13 protein-coding genes are annotated in these 23717 nt (G+C 68.0%); 4 read left to right on the top strand and 9 right to left on the bottom strand.

Going from position 1 to position 23717, the window contains the following annotated elements; all coding sequences use genetic code 11:
- Positions 1–213 precede the first annotated feature (213 nt).
- Entirely contained in the window at positions 214–1485 is a 1272-nt protein-coding gene (locus OG257_RS30130; protein WP_329212643.1) for a PIN-like domain-containing protein, read from the bottom strand.
- A gap of 328 nt (positions 1486–1813) precedes the next feature.
- Between OG257_RS30130 and OG257_RS30125 the strand changes: the two genes are divergently transcribed.
- Positions 1814–2632 (top strand): helix-turn-helix domain-containing protein, encoded by an 819-nt coding sequence (locus OG257_RS30125; RefSeq protein ID WP_329215422.1) that lies wholly within the window; start codon positions 1814–1816, stop codon positions 2630–2632.
- A complete protein-coding gene (locus OG257_RS30120) occupies positions 2629–2844 on the top strand; it encodes a DUF397 domain-containing protein (RefSeq protein ID WP_329212642.1) in 216 nt (71 codons plus the stop codon). Before OG257_RS30125 ends, OG257_RS30120 begins: the two co-directional genes overlap by 4 nt.
- Before the next feature lie 108 nt (positions 2845–2952).
- Here the strand turns inward: OG257_RS30120 and OG257_RS30115 are convergent, their stop codons facing one another.
- The 5 genes from OG257_RS30115 to OG257_RS30095 all read right to left on the bottom strand — a co-directional run bounded on the left by OG257_RS30115 (position 2953) and on the right by OG257_RS30095 (position 13718).
- On the bottom strand, positions 2953–3465 hold the full coding sequence (locus OG257_RS30115) for a hypothetical protein (RefSeq protein WP_329212641.1): 513 nt from the start codon (positions 3463–3465) through the stop codon (positions 2953–2955).
- A gap of 291 nt (positions 3466–3756) precedes the next feature.
- A complete protein-coding gene (locus OG257_RS30110) occupies positions 3757–8058 on the bottom strand; it encodes an Eco57I restriction-modification methylase domain-containing protein (RefSeq protein WP_329212640.1) in 4302 nt (1433 codons plus the stop codon).
- Positions 8055–11297, bottom strand: a complete 3243-nt coding sequence (gene drmD / locus OG257_RS30105; protein WP_329212639.1) for a DISARM system SNF2-like helicase DrmD — start codon at positions 11295–11297, stop codon at positions 8055–8057. Before drmD ends, OG257_RS30110 begins: the two co-directional genes overlap by 4 nt.
- Positions 11298–11431: 134 nt before the next feature.
- Complete coding sequence (locus OG257_RS30100; protein ID WP_329212638.1) at positions 11432–12688, bottom strand: serine/threonine-protein kinase; 1257 nt, start codon at positions 12686–12688, stop codon at positions 11432–11434.
- A gap of 97 nt (positions 12689–12785) precedes the next feature.
- On the bottom strand, positions 12786–13718 hold the full coding sequence (locus OG257_RS30095; RefSeq protein ID WP_329212637.1) for a serine/threonine-protein kinase: 933 nt from the start codon (positions 13716–13718) through the stop codon (positions 12786–12788).
- 142 nt (positions 13719–13860) lie between these two features.
- On the opposite strand from OG257_RS30095, the gene OG257_RS30090 reads away from it, so the two are divergent.
- A complete protein-coding gene (locus OG257_RS30090) occupies positions 13861–15861 on the top strand; it encodes an N-6 DNA methylase (protein WP_329212636.1) in 2001 nt (666 codons plus the stop codon).
- Between the two features lie 68 nt (positions 15862–15929).
- On the opposite strand, the gene OG257_RS30085 is transcribed toward OG257_RS30090, so the two are convergent.
- Entirely contained in the window at positions 15930–17015 is a 1086-nt protein-coding gene (locus OG257_RS30085) for a S1 family peptidase (protein ID WP_329212635.1), read from the bottom strand.
- Between the two features lie 428 nt (positions 17016–17443).
- On the opposite strand from OG257_RS30085, the gene OG257_RS30080 reads away from it, so the two are divergent.
- The gene (locus OG257_RS30080) at positions 17444–18328 is read left to right on the top strand and encodes an alpha/beta fold hydrolase (RefSeq protein WP_329212634.1); all 885 of its coding nucleotides are present in this window, start codon (positions 17444–17446) and stop codon (positions 18326–18328) included.
- Positions 18329–18388: 60 nt separating this feature from the next.
- Here the strand turns inward: OG257_RS30080 and fxsT are convergent, their stop codons facing one another.
- Positions 18389–22324 carry an FxSxx-COOH system tetratricopeptide repeat protein gene (gene fxsT, locus OG257_RS30075; protein ID WP_329212633.1) on the bottom strand — a complete coding sequence of 1312 codons (3936 nt, stop codon included), beginning with the start codon at positions 22322–22324 and terminating at the stop codon, positions 18389–18391.
- Positions 22321–23667: an FxsC protein gene (fsxC, locus tag OG257_RS30070; RefSeq protein WP_329212632.1), complete on the bottom strand. Its 1347-nt coding sequence runs from the start codon at positions 23665–23667 to the stop codon at positions 22321–22323. Before fsxC ends, fxsT begins: the two co-directional genes overlap by 4 nt.
- Positions 23668–23717: the final 50 nt, after the last annotated feature.

Raw genomic sequence — 23717 nt, 5'->3', positions numbered from 1 at the left:
AGCAGATGCGGCGTCGCCTCGCCCGTTTCACTGGGGGCGGGTCGGCTCCGTGTGATCCTGCGGTCGCGCAGCCTCCCGCCCGCGATCAGGATCGCGGGCGCCTCAGACCTGCGTCGCAGTGCTGTCCCGCAGCCGCCGGTGTCATGTCGACCACGGTTCATGCCGGATCCGTAGACACTGCCGGACAGCGCTTGGCTGGGCGTGCGGCGCGCGTCAGCCTTCGTCGGACTCGGGGTCGTATGCCGCGTCCTCGTCGCCGGTGTCCCCGTCCGTCGCCAGCGTGATGACGCCATGAGCGTCGAATTGCTCGGCGATGTTATTCAGCATCGGTACGGTGTAGTCGGGGACGCCGAAGCCCGATGCCAGAACGTCGCCGTCATACACGGCACGCAGCAATTCCTCCGGTGTCCCGTCGATGAGGCCGAGCTCGTGCAGGCGGCGGGTAGCCGTGGCCACTGGCTTGGTGAATCCGCGCAGCATCCGACTCGCGTCATAGCCACCGAGCTTGTAGACGGTCTCCCGGTCGACGAAGCCGTTGTTGCGACCGGCGTGGAGCAGCACCTGGAATCTGACCGGGGACTGGTGCTGGAGCATGGCCAGCAAATAACGGAGCATCGCCTCCGACCACACGACGGGGCTCGACTCTCTCTCCATCTGACGCAGCGCGTCGACAGAGGTGCTCGCCACTCGTCCTCGCAGATCGAGGCTGTCCTGGGCCAGGTCGAGCAGACCGCTGGGCTCCAGCATGTACAGCTGCCGCCCCGTTTCGGCGCGCAACTCGTGTACGAGCTCGACGCGTGGCTGGCGGTCTCCGGACACCGCCAGGGTCCGCCACCAGTCCTCCTTGAGGTCCCTGGTGACGAAGAGGACGTCCGCGCCTCGCGCTGTCACCTCCGCGGAGAGCTGTCTCCACACGATGTAGTCGCCCGCCGCAGCATGATCGGGCTTTCCTTCTTCGAAGTCGCGAAAGCCTGGCGGCTGCCTGTGCTGTGCCCGCTCCTTGGCTTCTGAGACCCACCGAGTGAGCTGGTCATCCGTCGGACGAGCCCCGACTTTGCCCTGGAGCAGCACCTCCAGCTTCCCGATCACCGGGTCCGCCGATGTGTCCGGTGCGCCTGGTACCTGGTCGACCGTGGCCTGCCGTTCGAGCACCTCGCGCAGCCCATCCAGGGTGGCGTCGAGGTCCTCCTCGAGCTTGTTCAGCTCGTCACGGATCGGGGCGTCCGCGGCCAGATGGACCGCTCGCGCCCAACGGTTGAGCGAATCCCCGATGGCACTGCGCGCCTTGGTCATGGCTGCGGCGGTGTCACGCACCTGGGCATGATGGTGTCCGAGCACGCCGGGCTGCTGCTGATTACGCCAGAACTCGACGAGTACCTGATGCGGCACCCACAGGCGGGCACCGAGCGCCTCCAGTACCGTCAGCATGTCCTCGCGAACCTGTCGGTTCATCCGGTACAGATCGATCAGCACATTGGTGTCCACGATGACGACGCCGTGTTGCCAGGACCCCGCGGACTTCCGTCGGCGCAGGTGTCCGGTAGCCCTCGAACCCGCTGAACAGCCCCCGCTGTTCCTCGTCCCCTGAACCCACCATGTTCCCCCCTTTGAACTGCCAGGCCGCCAAGGCTAGTCAGATGATCTGGCTTCGGGGCCGTAATCCATCGAGTGAGCCCGCTGTGTACGGGTGTTGTACGGGTCCGGAGCCGTGACGCGGGGATGGTCCCTGCTGTTGAACCATGTCCAGTCGCAGTGGGGTGGCCGGAAGGGCGTGAGAGCAGTGCGGGAGACGCGGGACGGACGCGTGACGAAGGTGAAGGCCAAGGAGGACAGCGAGCTGCCGGGGGTGTGGGTGGCGTACGGCACGCTCCTCCAGCACCTGCGCAAGCGGGCCGGGTTGAACCAGCAGGGGCTGGGTGAGGCCATCGGGTACTCGTTGGAACAGGTCGCCTCGGTCGAGCAAGGGCGGCGGCCCGCGAAGGAGACGTTCACGATCGCGGCCGAGCGGGCGCTGGAGGCGGGCGGTGTCCTGGACGTGCTCCAGGGCGAGGTGGACCGGGCGAAGCTCCCGCGCTTCTTCCGCAACTTCGCGCTCATCGAGGCGGAGGTGTTGAGCCGCTTCTCGTACGACCCTCTGTTGGTGCCGGGGCTGTTGCAGACGGAGGCGTATGCACGGGCGGTGTTCGCCGGCCACTGCCCCCCGTTCAGCAAGGAGATCGTCGACCAGCACACGGAGGCGCGGCTGGGGCGGCAGAGGTTGCTCACGCGGGACCCGCTGGCGGAGCTGTCGTTCATCATCGGGGAGGAGGCGTTGCGGAACCCGGTGGGCAGCGTCGAGGTGGTACGGGAGCAGCGGCAACACCTGCTTGAGGTAGGCGCCTTGCGCAATGTGGAGGTCCAGGTGATGCCTACCGGGGGCGGCTTCCACACTGGCCTGGACGGCCCGTTCGTCCTGGTCGAGACGAGTGAGCTACGGCGCCTCGGGTACATCGAGTCCCAAGAAGTCGGGTGCATCGTCAGTGATCCGGAAGACGTCAGCGGCTTCGGGCTGCGATATGGCAAGCTGCGATCGCAGGCCCTGAACGCCCAGGAGTCTGCGCGGCTCATCGAACGGCTGGTGGGAGAGACATGAGCGTGGAGCAGGTAACAGGGAACGTGGACGAGCTGCGCTGGTTCAAGAGCAGCTACAGCGGATCGGGCGGCGGCGACTGCGTGGAGGTGGCTGCCGGTCCCGCTGCGGTCTACGTACGGGACTCGAAGGGCGCAGACAAGGGCCCGACACTGCGGATCAACTGGGGCGCCTGGGCATCGTTCGTGCCCTCGACCAGCAAAACCGGAGAATAGAACACCGCTCAACTCAACCTACTCGCCCACGTCACCGCCGTGACGTGGGCGAGCACACATAACACGCAAGCTCGGCTAAACCTTACCTGTTAACCAAAAAGGTTTCGATCAAGTCTCCAAGGCGTCTTCGGGGTCATCCTTACTTTCGGCCATTATCTTGCCACCGACAAAAACCACACCTAGAGCGAGTGCAGCACCAGCGCCCACCACAAGCTTCTTGAGCAATCCATCCAAGAACTGCTTGTTCTCGCTGTCCTTCTGGAACTCAAGCCTTCCAGTTTCCTGGATTTTCTCGATGAGGTACTTCTTCTCTTCCCAACTCAGGTCGCCCTTGTTGAGTTCATGCTTGAGGATTTCCCTGATGTCCTGGAAGGCCTGATGGACATACTCCTGGCTCTGCTTGTTGGCCGAGAGTGTGGCCTCATGCACCTTCTCCATCGCGTTCACGGTATCCATGGCGAAATCCTTGAACACAGGGAATTGCTCAACGATCTTCAGAGCAACCTCAGTGTCCATGTCGGGCATCATGGCCGCAAACCTGATCATCTTGTCTTTGGAGAGGTGCCTCCAGGACTCGATCCCAAGCGCCTGCATGACCTCAGCTTCGTTTCTGTAACCCATGCCTGATTCCGTCCGTCGCCCTGTCTTGCTTCCCAAAACCATGGCGGCGACCGCCGACAAAGCCCCATCGGCGCAATGCCGTTCGGAGTCGCCCCGCCCCCAGGGGCAGCCCTGGCGCGACTGCCGCACGCGATCCCCTTGTCTCATCCAAGCCACACGGCGGCGATCACCGCTTCAGCCCCACTGCCCACTCGTCACCGCCGCTTCGAGATTCTATGACCGCCTCGAAGGGGCAGGGACGTAAACCCATCAATTCCCGGGGCGGCACAATAGGTGGCGTCGACGAAGCGCTCAGAAAAGGGCACCCTCGGCGCCCTCACCGAAATCCGAGCCGCCGCGCGAGGCCAGCTGCTCCTTGCGCTTCCGGATAGCGTCGGCGGAGGGCTTCGGCATGTCCGGGTGCTTGGCGGGCTTCTTGTGCAGGCCGAGGTGAACCTCGTCGGCGTACGCCTGATGGTTCAGCTGGCGCAGCCGGTCGATGATCTCGGTCCGAGCGAGGAGACCGATGGTGTAGCGGGTGCCCTGATCGGTCTCGTGGAAGCCGTGGTCAAGCGGGAACGTCTCATGGGTCGGGTCGGCGTGCGGGGTCTGCCCGGAGTCGTCGAGGAGGTCGTACCAGCCGTACGCCTCGACGGTGGCGCGGTCGATCTCGCGGTGGATTCGGCGGAGTTCGACGATGTCCTCGTCCTGGCAGTCGGGGTTGTGGACGAGGTTGTAGGTGGCAGTGAGACCCATGTTGCGGGCCAGCATCAGGTCGCGGCGGTAGGTGTCCAGGCGAGCGCCGGCAGCGTGGAGGCGGGAAGTAATCGGAGGGCGGACTAGGGTTTCAAATACATCAGTGGGGGTGTATCGGACTCGCGTTTCAAGAGTCGAGGAGCGATCGATCGCCCACCAATAGTGCGGAGCACTGGAGAGGAATGCAAACAAAGCGTATTCGTCTGACACAAAGACGCCGAGTTGATGAGTAAACACCTGACCCGTGGGAACCATCACAGGCATCACCACCTTACTCACCAGCGTAATAACGATGCAGCGATCAAGGCTATCCAGCGCTTTCGTCATATCACCACGCGTGCGCCAATATTGCCACCACCTATCCATCAATCCTGCATAGGATTTCACATCCTTCTTTTGACACTCAGGCTTCACCTCCGCGAGCAACTTCGCATACGCGTTGGGATAACGTCGAGCCCGCATCTCAGGCCATTCATGAAAATTGATAGCCCACCGACCACCCTGATGCAACGGATCACTGTTTAGATCCTGACCATTCAGCAATGGCGCAAGGACGTCAGAGTACCTAGCATCTTCACGAATCCAACTCTGGGCTACCTCCTTCGTAACGCTGAAACCGTCAATAACAAGAACTAGTGAACCCTGGTAGACCTGCGAACCATTGCGTTCCAGCATCTCACTCCACGATGACTCCCGCGTATCTGGGTTCAGTGAAGTAGAAATGCCATTACTTACAACAACTCCATCCAGGACAGAAACGACGCAATCAATCAACCGCCTCTGACTCGTCCAGACTGCACAGTATTCCAGAACCGCAGATCTCGACGGCCACGGCGCACTCTTAACCGCACGGCGAATCTGAACCCCGCCGTCCACCAATTGATCAAGGCCAACCTCGCGAGTATCACCCTGCGCCAGGGTATTTGTCGCCACCAAACCAGTCTGACCCCAGTGGTTCAACAGAAGGTGAGCTCGCAGCTCAAAGTAGGCCACCAAATCGGCGCTACCGCGCTTCCCTCCTGCAATATAGTCAACCAAGCACTCTCGGTATGCCTCCCCTGAAGTGCCCGTCAGCTTCTTTCCACCCAAAAACGGCGGGTTGCCGACAATCGCATCGAACCCGCCCCCCTGCGAAAACACCTCCGGAAACACCAACGGCCAATGCACCGGCCGCCGCTCCATTCCCCCCGCCGGCAGCTCCGCTCCCAGCCACTCCTCCGCCGTAGCCGTCGCCTGCCGCACGACCTCCGAGTCGTCCTCCACACCATCCGCGACGATCTTCTCCACGATCCACGCCGCCTGCGGGAACAGGTCCTTGACCCGCTCGCCCCCATCCGGCGCGTACCACTCCACCCGCCCCGACGCGCACGTCGCCAACGCAGCCCCCACAATCAGGTCGCCCACCAGCCGCAGCCTCCGCGAGTGCCGGTTGACCTCCGCCAGCCGCTCCCGCTTCCGCTTCAGTGCCGGCAGGTCCACGCCCTTGATCGCCGTGATCGCCAGGCGTTCCCGCGTCAGCTCGTCCACCAGCTCACGCGTCTGCTCAGCCAGTATGTCCCGCTGCCCCTGCGGCTTCATGTGCACCGACTGGAGCTGGTCCATGCTGTGCACACCCAGCAGCGAGTCCCCCGCGACCAGCCTGTCGTCCAGGAACGTAAACGGCCGCGTCGGGTCCATCGACACCAGCCACAGCGACAGCTTCGCCATCTCCACGGCCATCGGGTTGATGTCCACCCCGTACAGGCAGTGCTCGATGATCTGGCGGCGGGACTCGACCACCACCGGGTCCTGCTCCGCGTCCGCAGCCGTCACCGCGTCGACGGCTCGGCCGGCCCGGTACGTCATCGCATCCGTGCGGCCCTCGTTCTCCCAGGCCTCGATCAGCCGGTCGCCCAGGTAACGGCAGGCGGCAACCAGGAACGCCGCGGAACCCATCGCGATGTCCGCGACCTTCAGCGCGAGAATCTGCTCGGGCGACTTGAGCCGCCACTTCCCCGAGTCCGCCGTCTGAAGCGGGCCCGGCTCGTAGACCAGCGGCTCCAGCGCGTGACGGACGACGTCCTCGGCCAGGAAGCGGGGGGTGTAGTGGGTGCCGGTGTTCTTCCGGAGCGAGGACTCCGTGACGTACAGCGAGCCGTTCGGGATGACCATCGGCAGGTCACGCAGGTCTCGGCGCAGGATGCCGAAGAACGGGAGCAGGCGCTCGCTCAGCCCCGAGTTCTTCTTGGTCACCGCGTTCAACTGGCGCCGGGCCTCGACCTCGTCCTTCGCCGGGGCGAGCAGCTTCTCCAGCTTTGAAGAGCTCGCCGGCGGCTTCGGGTCCTTCCACTTCTCGTGGATGGACGTGGCCAGGGCCTTCACCGAGCCGCCTGCCTTGGCCGCCAGGGACTCCAGCTCCCGCAGCGGCACCTCGTGTTCGAGGCCCTCGGGGCCGATCAGGCCGACCATGTCCTCGACGGCGCGCTCGCCGCCGAAGGAGAGCAGGCCCTCGTACACGTAACCGATCTGCTCGACGTCCAGGGCACGGAAGCTCAGCGTCCGGACTTCGGCGTTCTTGCCGGTGCCGACGCGGACCTCCTGCACCGACTGGAGCATGTGCAGGACCGTGCGGTCGTCGATCGGCAGAAGCGGGGTGGTGAGCTCCATCCACGCGTACGTGTCAGGGGCGAAGATCGAGCCGTCGTACGCGGGCAGCTTCAGTTCGGGGTGGTCCACTCCCCCGTGGACCGCGTGGAAGAGGGCGATCAGGCGGTGCCAGGCTGAGGTGGTGTGTTCGAGGGCGCTCTCGCCGTCCGCGTCGGCGCGGGCCTTGAGTTCGGCGCGCAGGAAGCGGGCGGAGTACGCCGTGGCGTAGACCTCGTTGTCCGCCGGGAGCAGGCCGCGCTCCTCCGCGTACAGGAGGAACACGACGCGCATCATGACTGCGACGGCACCCCGGTAGACCTCGCCGGCCGCGACGCCCGACGCGTGGAGGCCCGGTGCCCCCGCGTCCATCGCGCGTACGTCCGCTCGCCCTATGGCATCGACGAGGAGTTCGACGGCCTGGCGGACCTGAATGCCGAGTGCCTCGGTGACGTCCTCACCGGCGGCCAGGCTGGCCTTGAGCAGGCCGACCAGGGTCTCGGACTCCTCGTACTCGAAGAAGCGGCGGCGACGCAGCAGGGAGACGAAGGCGCGGACGACGTTGCGTTCGGCGGCCTCGTTCCAGCCGATGGTGTCGAAGACCGCGGTGGTCGTGACGCCGCCGATGGGGGCCCAGACCAGGCACCACCAGCGGCCATCCGTGACCAGGCCGAGCGGGATGTCGTGGTGGCGGAGCAGCCGGGCGAGGCGGTCCGCGGGAGACGCAGCCCAGTCGCCACCTCCGGCGGCGCGTGAGGTGGGCACGGTGCCGGCGGGAACGGTCATGCCGAGGAGGCGTACGCGCATGGCGGCCGAGGCTGTGTCGGGTTCGGCGGCGAGGTCGATGCCCGGCTCGACGAGAGCGAAGTCGGGGCGCAGGACAGCACCGTGCTCCGGGACGTGGAGGGTGAGGCGGTCCAATGCCGGATCCTCGGCCTCGCCCTGGCGCAACGCGAGGGCGTCGCCCCACTCCAGGACGGAACGCAGCAGGTAGGCGACCCACTCGTCACGGCCCGCCGTGGTGTCGTTCTGCCAGTCCGCGTGGCGCGCGCGCAGGCGGGCGCGTTCGTCCTTCTCCAGAGCGTCGAGCTGAGGCCAGGCCCTGCGCAGGACCGGCATGGTGAGGAAGGGGCCGGAGACCTCCGTGAGGTCGAGCCATTCCTGGTGCTGGCGGCGGCCGTCGAGCGCCTGGGCCTTGGCTGCGGCGAGACCACGGGAGGCGGGGCGGGGGCTCATCGGCGGGCTTCCTTTGCGGGGATCACGAAGACGACGGCGACGGGGAAGAGGTGAGCGCGCGGGTCGCGGTAGCGGGCGGCGATGGCGGCGAGTTCGCGTTCCAGTTCGCCGGGCAGCCCATCGAGACGCTGCTGCCAGCGGGCCCGGTCGTCGTCGTACTGACGGCGTTCGGCGGCGGTGATGTCGTGTGCGCTGAAGAGCGCGTACTGCTCACCGGTGCCGTCGCCCTCCTCCTTGAGCTTGGCGCGCAGGGTGGCTTCGAAGCGGCCGAGGGTCGCGGTGATGCGGCGTTCCTCCTCGGTCTGCCGGTCGGTGAGCGCGCGCTCCAGGCTTTCGCCGCGTTCGCGGGCGCGGGCTTCGAGGGAGGTGTTGAGCGGCTTGGCCAGCTTCTCCCAGGCGGTGGTGAGTTCCTGCCTGAGGTGCGGGGCGGCCTCGGTGCCTTCAGTGAGCGCTTTCGAGAGGGCCTCGCCCTGGGTGCGTACGGATTCCCAGCGGCGGAAGCGGCCCGTGTCGCCGAACCAGCCACCCGCGTGGACGACTTCCTCGTGAAGACGGGTGCCGTCGTTGCCGACGAGTACGTACCGGGCGTACGCGGAGACGAGCGTGGTGGTGATCGCCGGGTCGTCGCTGACGACGGCGGTGACGCGGTGCAGGCCGACCGTGTCCGCGTTCCAGACGGCCGCGGTGAGCAGGCGGGTGGAGAGAGCGACGAGCGGATGCTTGAGGTGGGTGAGGACGACGTCCTCACGCCCCTTGGCGGCGACGGCCGCGTCGAAGGTGATGGGGCGCTGTTCGTCCTCGCGCAGCTTGTGGGCAAGGCCCCGGGTGGCCCGCTCCCAGGTACCGGAGAGCGGGGGAACCTCGTACAGCTGGCCCGGTTCGAAGTCCACGGCCAGAGTGCGGTCGGGGGCCAGGGGCGGCTGGTGGTCCAGGGCGAGAGCGGTGTCGACGACGCGCTTGATGTTGGTCGGGGTAAGACCGAGTGTGGAGACGGTCTCGTCGTACTGGTCGGCGAGGCGCTTCGACTGGGCGGTGACGTTCTGCTCGGGCGCGACCTCGCCACCTGTGCGGCGGCCCTGAATCGTGCGCGGCTTGGCGTTCTCGAGGTCGACGGGGGTGGTGTCACCGGTCATACGGCGCTGGACAGCTTCGGCGATGACGGCGTTGACCGAGCCGAGGTCCTGTTCCATGCGCGCCACCTTCTTGGCGACGCGGGACAGGAACTCCAGGTCCGCTTCGTACGATCCGGCCTGGGCCTGCTGCCAGCCCGAGCCGATGAAGTGCGAGATCTCCGGGTCCTTGCGCTGACCCCAGCGGTCGATACGGCCGATGCGCTGTTCGAGCTTGTTGGGGTTGAACGGGATGTCGTAGTTGACCAGCCGGTGACAGTGGTTCTGCAGGTCGATGCCCTCGCCGGCCGCATCGGTGGCGAGCAGGATGCGGACCGCGCCCTCGTCTGTGGAGGGATCGGCCTGAAAGCCGAGGCGGATGCGCTCACGGTCTTCGGTGCTGAGGCCGCCGTGGAGGACGGCCACACGGCCGTCGTCGGTGAGCTTTTCCTGGCGGAGCAGGGTGAGGAGCCAGTCCAGGGTGTCGCGGTACTCGGTGAAGACGACGATGCGCTCGTTCGTCCAGTGCTTGCCGTCGGCGGTGCGGCAGATGGCCTTGAGCGTACGTAGGAGGACGGCGGCCTTGGAGTCGGCGTCGGCCTCGTGCGTGACGGCCCAGCGTTCCATCCGCTGAAGCAGGTCGAGCTCCTGGTGGTCCTCGGCGGGGGTCAGCGAGGTGGAGCGGGTGAGAGCCGAGTCCTCGGCGTCAACGAGGCCGAGGTCGTCGAGGTCGGCGACCAGGTCCGCGAAGTCGTCGAGCCAGTCGGGCACTTCGGCCGCCGCCGTGCGCGTACGGGTGCCTGTGTCCTCCAGGTGCGAGAGGTAGACGCGGACCGTGTGGAGGAAGGCTGCCGGGGAGGAGAAGAGGCGCTTCTTCAGGAGCAGCGTGACCAGGTCGGCGGCGCGGCGGCCACCTCGGGCGGTCGGAACGAGCTTCTTGCGGCGCAGGTCCGCAAACGAGCTGAGCAGGCCGTGGATCTCGCGCTCGGCATCCGTGTAGTCCACGGAGAGCTGCTCGGTCTTCCGCGTACGGAATCGGGGGGTGCCGTCCGCATTGGTGATCGTGGCCTTCAGACGCCGTACGACGGTGTCCTTAAGCGCTTCCTTGTCGGGGTCCATGCCACGGGCGAACCGCTGGTCGTCGATCAGCTCCAGCAGCGCGGTGTAGGACTCGGGGTAGCCGTTGTGCGGGGTGGCGGAGAGGAACAAGCGGTGCTCGAAGTGCGGGACGAGGCGCCGGATCAGCTTCGTCTGCTGTGAGTCGACCGCGTAGACCTGCTTCGGGGCGGACGGGGCGACGTGGTGCGCCTCGTCGAGGACCAGCAGGTCGAAGAACCGCTTGTGGTCGCCGTTGCTGCTCACCTCGGGGGCGCCGATGACCTCGTCGAGGAGACGCTGGGCCTTCGTGCCGCGCAGCCACGGCAGGGACACGATGGTCAGCGGGTGCACACGGAACGGGTTGGCCGCGGTGCCATGGGTACGGCGCAGACGGGCGCAGTGCTCGGAATTGACGATGGTGAAGTCGAGGCCGAACTTCTCCGCCATCTCGTCGCGCCACTTGAGGGTGAGCCCCGCGGGACATACGACCATGATGCGCCGGGCCCGGCCGCGCAGCAGCAGCTCCTGGGCGACGAGTCCGGCCTCGACGGTCTTGCCGAGGCCGACGTCGTCGGCGAGCAGGAGGTTGACGCGAGGAGCGCCGACGGCACGGGAGACCGGCTCAAGCTGGTACGGCTCGACGGCGACGCCGGAGCGGAACGGCGCCTGCAGGGTCTTGCCGTCGGCGGAGGCGACGGCGGACCAGCGGACGGCGTCGAGGAACGCGGCAAGGCGGGACGGAGGGTCGTACTGTCCGGTCGAGGCGTCCGGGAGGGAGCCTGCGGGCAGCACACGGCGGCCCGGCTCAACCTCCCAGATGACGGAGAGGGTGTCGCCGAAGCGGCCGTCTGCGACGGACTGGAGGTGGACGAGGGTGGCAGGCCTGCGTGCGTCGCCCTCATCCGGTGAGGCCGGGGACGGCTCGACGCGGGAGACGACCCAGGACTGGCCACGCACCTCGACGAGCTTCCCCTCTTCCGGAAGCTCCTCCGTAACGGTCCGCTCGCTCTCGCGCTGGGCTGCTGGCGTCATCGGCGCTGTTCCCCTCGATCTCTGCTGCTGCCGTCCGTAGACAGTGTCCTGTCTCCCACCCGAACGATGCAGGCGCAGCGTAACACGCTGATAACACTGTGAACAGAGATCACAGAAGCGCGACCAACAGGCCGTCAGGTCATACGGTCGAGCCGCTTCAGCAGGGCCCGCGAACGGCCGCTCCGAGGGTCGTCCGCTCCCAGCACGCGCTCCTCGTCGTCGACCAGCCGGCGCAACAGCTCCACCGCCGGGTGGCGCTCACCTGTGCGCACGAGAAGCACCGCGATCTCGTAGCGCGTGTCCAGAACACCGATGTCGGCAGGCCCCAGGAGGCTGCGCTGCTCGGCGAGTACGGACTTCAGCTCGTCGAGGGCTTCACGGGTACGGCCGAGCGCGCCGACGCACAGAGCCGCGCCGACACGAGCGGCAAGGAAGTCCGCGTGCCCGAGACCGGGGGCGGCGAGGAACTCCTGATACTGCTCCAGCGCTGGGGCGGGGCGGCCCGAGTGGCGCAGGGCGGCTATTTCGGCCAGACGCGGGTGCGCGAGGGCCGTCGTGGGCGTCGGGGCGGGGGCCCAGGCCGTGAGCAGGGCACGCACCTCGGCGGCCGAGGCTGGACGGTTCTCGGGCTTCTTCTCCAGCAGGCTCTCCACCAGCTTCTTCAGCCCGGCCGGGATGCCCGGGCGGTGACCGGAGAGCGGAGGGACGGGCTCGTTCGCGTGCTGGTGGTACAGCATGAAGGGGCTGCCGTCCGTGAACGGCGGTTTACCGGCGAGCAGTTCGTAGAGTACGCATCCGAGCGAGTAGAGGTCGCTCCCGGGCACGGTCTTGCCTACGGCCTGCTCGGGGGCCATGTAAACAACGGTGCCGGGCGTGGCGTTGGCGGCCGTGAAACGGGTCTCGCCTGGGCGGGGTTCCAGGGCGGCCGCAACTCCGAAGTCGAGAACCTTGACCGCCTCGGACGGCGTGATCATGAGGTTCGACGGCTTGAGGTCGCGGTGCACGACACCCTGCTCGTGTGCGTACGCGAGAACATCGGCGACGCCGTGCGCGACGGCTGCGGCCCGCTCGACGGTCAGCGTGCCCTCGTCCTTGAGCACGGCGTCCAATGCCCGCCCCGGTACGAGTTCCATCACGAGGTACAGCTCGCCGTCGAGGCTGCCGTGGTCGTACACCACAGGGATGCCGGGGTGATACAGACGGCCGGTGAGGCGTGCCTCCCGCAGGAAACGGCGCTCCAGGGTCGAGAGCTCGGACCCGTACGCAGGCGGAGCAAGGAGCTTGACGGCCACGTCACGATCGTTGCTTGGATCCCGGGCCGCCCATACGACGCCCATACCTCCCCGGCCCAGCTCGTGAGTGAGCTCGTACCGTCCAAGGCTTCGCCGCATCGCGCCCGTCCCCAGTTCCGGCGCCGAGAGCGCCTGCCACACCCCTACGACCGGGGCATTGGGGCGCACCCGGTCGACGGCTTCATCCTCTCACCGATCACACGGGCAGCGGTCCCTGCGGGACGAGGAAGGGACGGCGCGGATCTTCAGGCAGACCACGGCGGGATGCCAGCGCGGGGTCCGGGGCCGGCAGGTAAGGGGCGAGGGCCGCATAGACCTCAGTCGCGGAGGCGGGGCGGTCATCGGGGCTCTTGGCCAGCAGGGCAGTCACCAGATCCTGGAGGGGGGCCGGGACCGCTTCGCCGACAGAGGGTGGGGTCGCTGTCAGATGCTGCGAGGCAAGGAGAGCGGGCTGGTCGGTGGAGAACAAAGGAGTGCCGGTGAGCATGTGGTGCAGAAGGCAACCGACCGCGTAGAGGTCGCTGCGGCCGTCGAGCGCGCCCCGTCCGGAGAGCAGTTCGGGCGAGGCGCAGCGAATGTTGCCGATCCCCTCCCCCGTCATCGTCAGGCGCGGATCTACGTCGGCAAGGGACTTGACCAGGCCGAAGTCGAGGATCTTGACGACGCCGTCCCTCCGCACCATCACGTTCTGGGTCTTGAGGTCCCGGTGCACAAGACCGGCGGCATGCGCGGCGGACAGGCCCGCGCACAGCTGGGCGGCGATCGAAGCGGCCGAGGGTACGTCGAACCTTTCGTCCTCCTGCTGGTCGAAGAGGTACTCCAGGGTGGTCCCGTCGACCAGCTGCATCACCAGGCAACAGGTGTCATCCGTGTATGACGCGTCGTACACGGTGGTGATGTTGGAATGGTCGAGGCGGGCCGCCGCCTGCGCCTCCCGCTTGAACCGGGCCAGCGCCTCGTCACGGCTGTGCGGAACGGCCAGCAGCTCCGACGCGATGGTCTTCACCGCCACCGGCCGGTCCAGGTACAGGTCGGACCCCCGCCACACCTGGCCCATCACGCCACGCCCGAGTACGGAGTCGAGCCGGTACCGGTCGCGCAGCACTACTCCCGGAGCAAATGCACCCATATTCCCAAGCCTCCACATTTCCTGCACGCCGACATCACGGGTCAGGCCTGTGAACAAAGTCAATGATCGTAGTAGCCTGCCATGACTGAGGCCGCTGGGACGCCGACCCCGCCCGGCCCGCCTAGGACCCGGAGACCCTCGAATGCGTACTACCAACGCCGTACCGGTCAGTCTGGCCGAGATCGCCCGGATCGCGGGCGTGGGGCGTGCGGCGGTCAGCAACTGGCGCCGGCGCCACGACTCGTTCCCTTCCCGCATCGGCGGGACGGACGTGAGCCCCCAGTTCTCGCTGGCCGAAGTCGAACAATGGCTGCGCAGCAACGGCAAACTGCACGATGTCGCCGGCCGCGAATTCCTGTGGCCCCGGTTCGAAGCACTGGGCAGCAGGGACGAATCAGGTCTCGCCGTGGCCGAGGCTGCCCGCCGGATGCGCTCCCCGCGAGCCCGTTCCCACCCCTCGGACCTCTCCGAGGAGGCACGGGACCTGGCAGGCGAGGCCGCCCGGCTGGGACGGAGCGAGGGACCGCGCGAGACGTTCGAGTTCCTGTTGCAGCGGTGGCTGGACACCCACGTCCGCCAGCTCAGCTCCACGCCCGCTCAACTGGCGTCGCTGATGGCCCGTATCGCGCTCGACGCCCGGCTCGGCGAGGACACCGGCGGCCTCACGGTCTTCGATCCGGCGTGCGGCACAGGGCATCTGCCGGTGGCGGCCGCACAGGAGTACACCGGTCCGGGCTTGGCGCTGCTGGGATGCGAACGCGATCCGGCGCTTGCCGCACTCGCCACGGCTCGCCTCGGATTCGCTACAGAGACCCGCACCGAGGTGCGTACGGAGATCGCCACAGCCGATGCCCTGCGCGCCGATCCGTTTGCGGGCCTGCGGGCCGACATCGCACTGTGCAACCCACCGTTCAACGAGCGCGACTGGGGTTACGAGGAGCTGGCCACGGACCAGCGCTGGACCCACGGACTGCCGCCCCGTACCGAACCCGAGCTGGCCTGGGTCCAACACCTGCTGGCTCACCTCCGGCCCGGCGGCACCGCCGTGGTCGTCCTTCCCCCGGCCGTCGCCTCACGCAAGGCGGGCCGCCGCATCCGCGGGTCCCTGCTGCGCACGGGAACCCTGCGGGCGGTCGTCGCCCTGCCGCCGGGCTGCGCCCAGCCGCACAGCGTCTCGCTCCAGCTGTGGGTTCTGAGAGCCGCCCCCGACGGTCCTGCCTCAGCAGTCTCAGGTGCCCAGGATGCCCTCCTGGTCGACGCGACCAGACTCGCGAAGCCCGGGGCGCGTGAGCAGGGCCCCGACTGGGACCAACTGACGGACTTCGTGCTGTCCGCCGTATCTCAGCTCGACGCGCCGGAAGGGGAGCTCCCGGACGGTGCCGTAAGGATTCCCCTCCTCGATCTGCTGGACGACGAGGTGGATGTGACCCCGGGGCGCTACACCTCTGCGGGCAATGACCCATCGGGTGTGGAACTCGCCGCATCGTGGGATGAGTTGACCGGCTCTCTCGGCCAGTTGACCGAACTGGTACAGAACCTGTCCAAGCTCGGCCTCTCGTCCGGGGAGTCCCGCACGACGGCCACGGTCGGCGACCTCGTCAAAGCCGGCGCCCTCACCCTGCGCGCCGGGCAGCAGCCGGCGGATACCGCGGCACCGCTGCCCCGTGACACAGGTTTGCCGCTTCTCACCGTCGCCGACCTGTTGATGGATGGGACCCCGAGTACCGAGGTCGCTCCCGGAACGGCCGTGACCGTGGCCGAGGAGGGCGATGTCGTGGTCGCCGGGGTGGTCCGTGCCTTCCGGGCCTGGGTGCACGAAGGGCCACCGATCGCCCTGGGCCCCCAGCTCCACGTCCTGCGCGTGGACCCGGAAAAGCTGAGCACCCATTTCCTGGCAGGGTGCCTGCGCGCCCCGTCCAACGGCCGCCAGGCCGGCACGCACGCCTCCAGCTCGTCCCGCGTCGACATCAGGCGCCTGCAGGTACTGCAACTACCTCTGGAGGAGCAGGCCGCGTACGCGGAGGCATTCCTGCACCTCACGTCCTTCACACGGCTGCTGACACGTGCCGACGCCTTGGGCGAGCAGCTCGCGGGCGACATCGGTGACCGGCTCGCAGCGGGCGGACTGACGCCAGGAAGGTGACGCGGGCGGGCCCGCTCCCCTCACACGAGGTGAGGCGAGCGAGCCCGCAGCCTGCCGGATCCCGAGGATCAGCCGATCTCCGCTCCGAAGGCGGACAGCGCCTCCGGGACCGGCTGGAAGAAGGTCTCGCCGCCCGAGGAGCAGTCGCCGCTGCCGCCCGAGGTCAGGCCGATGGCGGTGTCGCCCGAGAAGAGCGAGCCGCCGCTGTCGCCCGGCTCGGCGCAGACCGTCGTCTGGATGAGCCCGTTGACGATGTCGCCGTTGCCGTAGTTGACCGTGGCGTCCAGTGCGGTGACCTCACCGTCGTGCACCTGGGTGGTGGAGCCGCTGCGGGTCACCGACATGCCGACGGTGGCCTCGCCCGCCTTGGTGATCGGCTGGGTGGAGCCGTTGTAGAGGTTCACCTCGCTGGGGTGCGGCACGTCCGAGGTGTACTTGACCAGGCCGTAGTCGTTGTCCGGGAAGCTGGAGCCCTCGTTGGCACCGATCTCCGCGCCGCCCTGCGAGTCCGACCAGCTGGTGATGGACTCGGTGCAGTGGCCGGCGGTCAGGAAGTACGGCTCGCCGCCCTTGACCACGTTGAAGCCGAGCGAGCAGCGTCCACCGCCGCCCCAGATGGCGTCGCCGCCCGCGATGAGGGGCTTGAACTCCCCTGCGGACTTGTTGAGTTCGGCCTTGCCGCCGAGCCCTTCGACCACCGCGCTGAGCTTGTCCCAGGCAGCGCCCTCGACCGTACGGTCGGCGGTGACGACCACCTTGTTGCTGACGGGGTCGACCGCCCAGGAGGTGCCGGGGATGGTGGCCTTGGCGGTGAGCGTCTGCCGGGCCGACTTCAGCTCGGTGAGCGAGTTCTGTACGACTCTGGCCTTGCCGCCCGCCTGGCGCACCTGCTCGGCCGCGACCTCGTCGAGGACGTTCACGACGAGGTTCTTCGCCTCGGCGTCGTAGTACGCGCCGGCCGTGTCGCCGCCCAGGGTCTTGTCCAGGGTCGTGGCGAGATTTCCGGCCGCGTTGGCCGTCAGTGTGCGTGCCGTGAACTGAGGCACGTCATCACTGGCGTTCGCAGTCTGGAAGGTGACTCCTGCTGCAACCAGGGCGACGACAGCCGATCCCGCCATGGCCGCGCGCTTCCTGGATATGCGTCGGTGCTTCAACTTCGACCTCCTGTGGGGCCGTGGTACGGACCAGTGGGGGGTCCGGAACACGGAGGATGGGGCGCCCACTATTCCGATGCGGGCGATAGCACACAAGGTCGACTTCAGGACGCACACACGACAACGACGCTTCACTCCTGACCCGTTCACAACCGGGAGGTCGGGCCACGTCGGTTCCATCTGCGAACACCACGTGCAATCGGTTGTCGGCAGCGGGTGAGGACTAGTCCTGTCCTGTTTCCGCCCTTGCGAGTCCGGATGCTGGGGTTGCCCGTCCGGATGCGGTGCGAGCCGGAAACCGGGCAAACACGGGTTCCTTGCGACAAGGAGTCCCGGTGGTGCCCTTGATGGGTCATCATCGAACTGGCAGCACACACCGGGCACTTGATGCCCGGGACCGGGCGGGGTGACCGAGCGGAGGCGGCGGGGTGCGCAATCGGGTGCGCGTGGCGGACGGACGGCATCTGATGGTCGAGCGTCAGGGGGATCCGCGCGGAAGACCGGTCTTCCTCCTGCACGGAATGCCGGGCAGCCGGCTCGGCCCTGCTCCCCGCGGGATGGTCCTCTACCAGCGCAAGATGCAGCTGATCGCCTACGACCGCCCGGGGTACGGAGGTTCCGACCGGCTGGCGGGACGCCGGGTGGTGGATGTCGTCGAGGACGTACGGGCGATCGCCGACTCGCTCGGTCTGGAGCGCTTCGCCGTGGTCGGCCGGTCCGGCGGCGCGCCGCACGCCCTGGCGTGCGCCGCGATGATGCCCGAGCGGGTCACCCGTACCGCCGCACTGGTCGGCCTGGCTCCCTGGGACGCCGAGGGGCTCGACTGGTTCGAGGGGATGGCCGCGTCGAACGTCCTCGCGTACTCCGCGGCCGCGGCCGATCCCGACGGGCTCGCGGAGTCCTTCATCAGCCGCTCGGCGGAGATCCGGCAGGACCCGGTCCGGCTCCTGGACGACCTGCGCCGGGAGCTGACCGACTCCGACCGGATCGTGGTCAACGACGCCGGGATCCGTACGATGCTGCTCGCCAACTACCGCGAGGGGCTGCGCACATCGGCGTACGGCTGGATCGACGACGCGATCGCGTTCTGCCGGCCGTGGGGTTTCGACCCGGCGGACATCAAGGGGCCCGTGATGCTGTGGCACGGCGAGAAGGACGTGTTCTCACCGGTCGGCCACTCCCGTTGGCTGGCGGAACAGATCCCGGGGGTCACCGCCGTGATGGAACCCGCGGCGGCGCACTTCGACGCACTGTCCGTGCTTCCCGAGGTGCTCAACTGGCTGCTGGACGACCGGGAGGCGCCGGTCTGCTGACCGATGGTCCGGGGTGCGGTGTCCGTTCGGGCACCGCACCCCGGGCCGTGGCAGGCACGGTCACACCGACATCGGCTCCAGTTCGCGCAGGAACCTCGTCTCGTCCCGCGCTATCCGGGTCAGCGGATGGTCGTCGCCGAGCTGGCGTGCCAGCTCGTCGCCCGTCTCCGCCCGCAGCCCCAGTGCCTCGTCCTTGCGCCCCATCGCATCGAGGGTGACCGCGAGGTTGGAGGTCATGGCCAGGGTCTCCGGGTGGTGCGCCCCGAGGACCTCCCTGAGCTGACCGGAGACCTTCCGCTCCGTCTCCAGCACGAGCTCGAGATCGCCGCGCTCGGCCGTCGCGTTGGCCAGGTTCATCACGCAGAACAGGGTGTTCGGGTGCTCGCGGCCGAACACCTCGCGCATCGAGGCGACCACCCGCGTCAGCAGCCTCTCCGACTCCTCCGGCGCACCGGACCCCAAGAGGTACACGCCGAGGTTGTTCTGCGCGGCAAGGGTGTACGGATGCTGCTCCCCCGGCACCTTCATGTACTGGTCGACGACCTCCTGAGCGGTGTTCCTGGCCTCGACCGCCTCGCCTGCCGCGAACAGGTCCGCCGCCAGGTTGAGGTCGCAGGCCAGCGATTCGGGGTTGGCCGAGGTGTACTTGCCCCGGTACCGGGCGCGGGTGGCCACCGTCAGCCTGCGGGCGTCCTCCAGCTGCCCGGCCCTGCGCAGGGAGACCGCGAGGCTCTTCGCGACGCTCAGAGTGGTCGGATAGGTCCGGCCGAGCGTGGACTTGAAGCTGTCGTAGGTACGGCTGAGCAGACCGACGGAGTCCTCGTACCGTCCGACCTCGCGCAGGTCACGGGCCAGGTTCATGGCGGAGGACAGGCTGTGCGGGTGCTCCTGTCCCAGCACCTCGGACCGCAGGTCGTAGCAGTCCTGGTCGATCTCCCTGGCCCGGGCGTACTGCCCGATGCTCCGCAGGTTCAGTGCCAGGTTGTTGGCCGCCGCCAGCGTCCTCGGGTGCCGTTCGTGGAAGATCTGCCCGAAGCCCTCATGGGCCTTGGTCGCCAGCTCGATCGCCTTGCCGTAGTCACCGAGCAGGCCCAGGTCGATGGCCAGACTGCTGGTGGTCATGTACGTGTGCGGGTGCTCCGGACCCAGCACCTCCCGCTGCCGCTGGAGGGTGAACTCGTCGAGCTCCTTGGCCTCCACGTACCGGCCGCGGGTGCGCAGGATGTTGGAGATGTGGAAGCAGAGGTACAGGTACTGCAGATCCTGCTCCCCCAGCATCTCCAGCCAGGTCTCGCGCAGTTCGTCGCCGAGCGTGGCCGCGGTCCTGACGTCTCCGCGCTTCCACAGGTAGCGCACCCGGTCGATCAGCAGCCTGCGGGTCTCCGGCTCCTTGCAGTTGCGCGCGTCGGACGGGCCGAGGTGCGGCCAGATCGAGGCGAAGCGGGGCCAGGTCTCCGGGTTGTCGATCGGCTCGTCGCTGTCGGGCCGTGCCCCGGCCAGGATCCGGTGCACGACATGCCGGGCCTCGCGCTGTTCCTCCTCGCTGAGCTGGGCCTTGATGACGGCCTGTACGAGGCGGTGGACCTGGATCGAGTTGGAGACCTGGTCGACCTTGGCGAGAGCGAACCGGCCGATCTCCCGGATGACCCGGCCCAGGACCAGCTTCTCCTGGAGCGAGGAGTCGTACGGCTTCAGCGCCTCGATCATCTCCTTGCTGTAGAGGAGGTCCGCGGAGATCGGCTCCGGGGCGAAGAAGGCACAGAGCTGGAGCAGCCGCACCGCTGCCGGCGAGCGCTCCTTGAGACGTTCGATGGAGATGTTCCAGGTGGCCGCGACGGGTTCCGGGTAACCCGCGGGCTGGTTGAGGGACAGCACCTGGGGGGCCTGTCGGGCCAGCTGCTCCAGGTAGGTCCCGATGGGGGTGGCGGTCTCCGCGATCCAGGCCGCGGCCTGTTCGACGGCCAGGGGCAGGTCACCGACGGCGGTGGCCACCTGGGCGGCGTCCTCCACGCTCAGCCCCGGGGCGCGGCGCTGGAGGTGTTCGATCGACTCCTCCCGCAGGAAGACGTCGACGGGCAGCGCGTCCCCGTGCTGGGACCACGCCTGGTTCCTCGAGGTGACCAGGATGTGGCCGGAGCCGCCCTGCGGGAAGTAGCGCCTGAGCCGCTCGGGGTCGTCCGCGTTGTCGAAGACCAGCAGCCAGCGGTCCGAGGGCACGCCGCGCCGCAGCAGGTCCACGGCCTCCTGCGAGGCCGTGGCCATGTCGTCGCCGCCCTGGGCGCCGAGCCGGACGGCGAGTTCGGCGAGGCTGGCCACCACGTCGTCGGACTGCTCGGACGATATCCACCACACCAGGTCGTAGTCCGCCATGAAGCGGTGCACGTACTCCAGTGCCACCTGGGTCTTGCCGACGCCGCCGAGCCCGTACAGCGTCTGCGGCTGCGGCAGCACGACGGCCATGCCGCCGCCGAGCTGGTCCCGCATCCGCTCCAGGACCAGTGAGCGGCCGGTGAAGCCGGGGTTGCGGGGCGGTGCGTTCCAGATCCTCGGCACCGTACCGGGGAAGCGGGGGCCCGGCGACGCTCCGTCGCCGAGCTGGACCGGCCTGTCCAGGGCGCGCATCAACGCGGTGGTGGCGTGGACCTCGTCCAGCCGGAACAGGTCGACCGGGTTGCGGTCGATGTACGGCGCCGAGAGGCGCACATCGGTGACCCTGAGCGGCAGCAGCTGACGCCGCCCGCCGCCGGGGTCCTCGGAGACCGCCCGGGTCCACAGGTCGACGGCCCGCTGGGACTTGAGGTAGGCGCTGGAGAGCAGCACGACGGTACGGGCCGCGGCCTCGGGCGTGCTGTGCAGGGCGTCCATGGTGGCGGGGTCGGCGGAGACGTCACGCGGGACCACCCGGAATCCGGCCCGGGTGAGGACCGATTCGATCCAGTCGGCCCACATGCGGTTCTCCGCCACGTAGCTGAGGAAGAGATCGGCCGGCATGGCGGGGCGGCGGCGGGTGAAGGCGTCGCGGATGCGCAGCCGTACCTCCTCGCCCACCGGCGGCATCGAGGTGATCTCCTGGGCGGTGACGACCGCGGTCAGCCGTTCGAAGGCGGACAGGAGCGAGTTGCTGAGTCCGGCCTCGTCACCGAAGGTGGCGAGGGTCTCCTCGTACGCGTAGTAGGGACGGTAAGGGATCTCCACCGCACCCCAGTAGGCGGTGAGTTCGTCGCCGGAGAGGTCCCGGGGCAGCCGGTCGAACTTCAGCCGGGCCAGGGCCCTGCCCGCGTCGGCCTTCTCCTTCTCGCCCTCGTCGATGCGCATCGGGACGGGGAAGATGGAGATGGGGCGGCCGGTGTAGCGCTCGGCGATCTGCCGGGCGACGGACGCCGCGCCGTCGATGGACTGGTCGCTGAGGGTGAAGCAGTCGACCAGCACGTCCGGGAGGTGGACGGTGCAGATGTCGGCGATGTCGCTGAGGCCGGTACGGCTGTCGATGAGGACGTAGTCGTAGTTGGCCTTCATGTCGTCGCGCAGGGCGTCGAAGAAGTGCCCGCCGCCCAGCCGGTCGTAGAAGTTGTCCCAGTCGAAGGTGGAGACGGTCGCGGAGTACTCGCGGTTCTGGCGGCCGGCGGAGACGAAGTCGAGCGTGCCGCCCTGCGGGAACTCCCAGCCGAGCGCCTCGGGGTTGAGCGAGACCGCGTGCGGCTGGATGCGGGCGTAGTCGCGGTGCCAGTCGTCCGCGCGCTGGGCGGGGTTGGTCGCAGCCCAGGCGTACTCGGTGATCAGGTCGATCACACCGGTGGTGGCACCGAGCGTCGACGGGTCGAGGAAGGGGTGGAAGAACCGGTGGAGCCCGGGGGCTTCCAGGTCCCAGTCGACGGCCAGCACCCGCTTGCCGTTCGCGGCGAGGATCCAGGCGGTGTTGGCCAGGGCCATGGTGCGCCCCGTGCCGCCCTTGTACGAGTAGAAAGTGACGATGCGCCCGTCACGACCGGCTGTCATACGTCCTCCGCATCCGTCGCAGGGTCGTGCATGTCGGGTATGAACTGCGTATTACCCATGGGCCCCATCAGTCGCGTCCGTTCGGTGTGCCGTCCGCCGGTCGCGGGCGGATAGACCGTGGCATGCCTCAGATACTGCTGAGCGGCCACCTCGACCACCTGGGGAAGGATCTGCCCGAACGCCTCCATGGTCGGTACCCCCTTGGCCGCCACCCGGCAGAAGGCCCGCCCCTGCCGCATCTTGGCGGGCATCGTCTGCTCGAGCTTCTCGGTCAGTTCGGCCTCGGCGGCTCTGCTCTGGTGGTCGTCGCGGCACCACGGCACGACCATGGTCACCCAGGGCCGGTTCTCCGCGTCGAAGGCCGCGAGCCGGCGCCGCCGGTCCTCGTCCTGCAGGGCCCAGCGGTCGACCAGGAGTATCTCCGGGGTGCTGGGCGGCTGCTTTCCCTCCAGTTGCCCGGACTCCTCGTCGAACGAGGTGATGACGGCCTGGTAGTTGAGGGAGCGGACCAGTTCCTCGGCGACGTAGGCCAGCGGTTTCGCGGCGGCCGGGTGATAAGGGTTCCAGTCGTGCGGGTTGTCGCCGTAGTAGTCCGGGTTGCGTCCCGCCGGCAGGTCGTGGCGTGTGGGCGCGGCGATGGTGATCTGCATGGGCCGGGGTGCTCCGACCCCGCTGCTGGGTGATCCGAAGGCGCTGGGGGCGAGGCGGTAGTCGACCGGCCTCCCGGTGTCGATCTGGACCGCGTCGGCGACGCTGACGATGCGTTTGGCCAGTTCGTAGACGGCCCGCTCGTATTCCTGGGCGAAGAGCCTGAGTTTGATCAGTCCGTAGAGCCCGTCACTGACGTAACGGTCCCCGAAATCACGGTGGTTGAACTGTAACCGCTCTGCTGATCCGGGCAGTTGGTTCGGCGGCACCGGAACCCAGAGCGCCGGAACGATCGCTTCGGCCGGCTGATTCGAGCGGGCCCGGTGGTGGATGGCGCGCTGCTCGAAGGCGTACCACTCCTTGCCGCACATCTCGCTGGCGAAATAGCGCGGCGAGAACAGCGGCACGAAGACACGGCAGGTGGCGAGCACCCCGCCCAGACGTTCCGACCAGCCCTCACCGGAACGTATCTCCCGGTCCATGAACCCCGCGGGCGCACCCGCGGGCAGATCGGTCATGGCCATCACGTGACCACAAAGATCTTGGAAAAGCCGTTCGACCCACATATCGGGGTCGGTTCCACCGCCGTACCCCGGTGTGTGCGCGTAACTCAGAAAGAAGTACGGCCGATGGTCCGCCGCTCGCTGCTGCGTCGATGCGTGCACACGACCCCCGTCCTGTGTGAGCACCCGCATCCCAGGACTTTGGAGAGGGTGCGAGCGAATTCATCATTCCGGAGCGGACC

The organism is Streptomyces sp. NBC_00683, from assembly GCF_036226745.1.
GTDB lineage: Bacteria > Actinomycetota > Actinomycetes > Streptomycetales > Streptomycetaceae > Streptomyces.
This window is presented reverse-complemented; position numbering and strand designations above follow the sequence as displayed.

Coding starts and splice junctions, on each gene's coding strand:
- OG257_RS30115 (WP_329212641.1), bottom strand. CDS start 3,465: ATGGGTTACAGAAACGAAGCTGAGGTCATGCAGGCGCTTGGGATCGAG.
- OG257_RS30095 (WP_329212637.1), bottom strand. CDS start 13,718: ATGGGTGCATTTGCTCCGGGAGTAGTGCTGCGCGACCGGTACCGGCTC.
- fxsT (WP_329212633.1), bottom strand. CDS start 22,324: ATGACAGCCGGTCGTGACGGGCGCATCGTCACTTTCTACTCGTACAAG.
- OG257_RS30090 (WP_329212636.1), top strand. CDS start 13,861: ATGCGTACTACCAACGCCGTACCGGTCAGTCTGGCCGAGATCGCCCGG.
- fsxC (WP_329212632.1), bottom strand. CDS start 23,667: ATGCGGGTGCTCACACAGGACGGGGGTCGTGTGCACGCATCGACGCAG.
- OG257_RS30120 (WP_329212642.1), top strand. CDS start 2,629: ATGAGCGTGGAGCAGGTAACAGGGAACGTGGACGAGCTGCGCTGGTTC.
- OG257_RS30110 (WP_329212640.1), bottom strand. CDS start 8,058: ATGAGCCCCCGCCCCGCCTCCCGTGGTCTCGCCGCAGCCAAGGCCCAG.
- OG257_RS30100 (WP_329212638.1), bottom strand. CDS start 12,688: ATGCGGCGAAGCCTTGGACGGTACGAGCTCACTCACGAGCTGGGCCGG.
- drmD (WP_329212639.1), bottom strand. CDS start 11,297: ATGACGCCAGCAGCCCAGCGCGAGAGCGAGCGGACCGTTACGGAGGAG.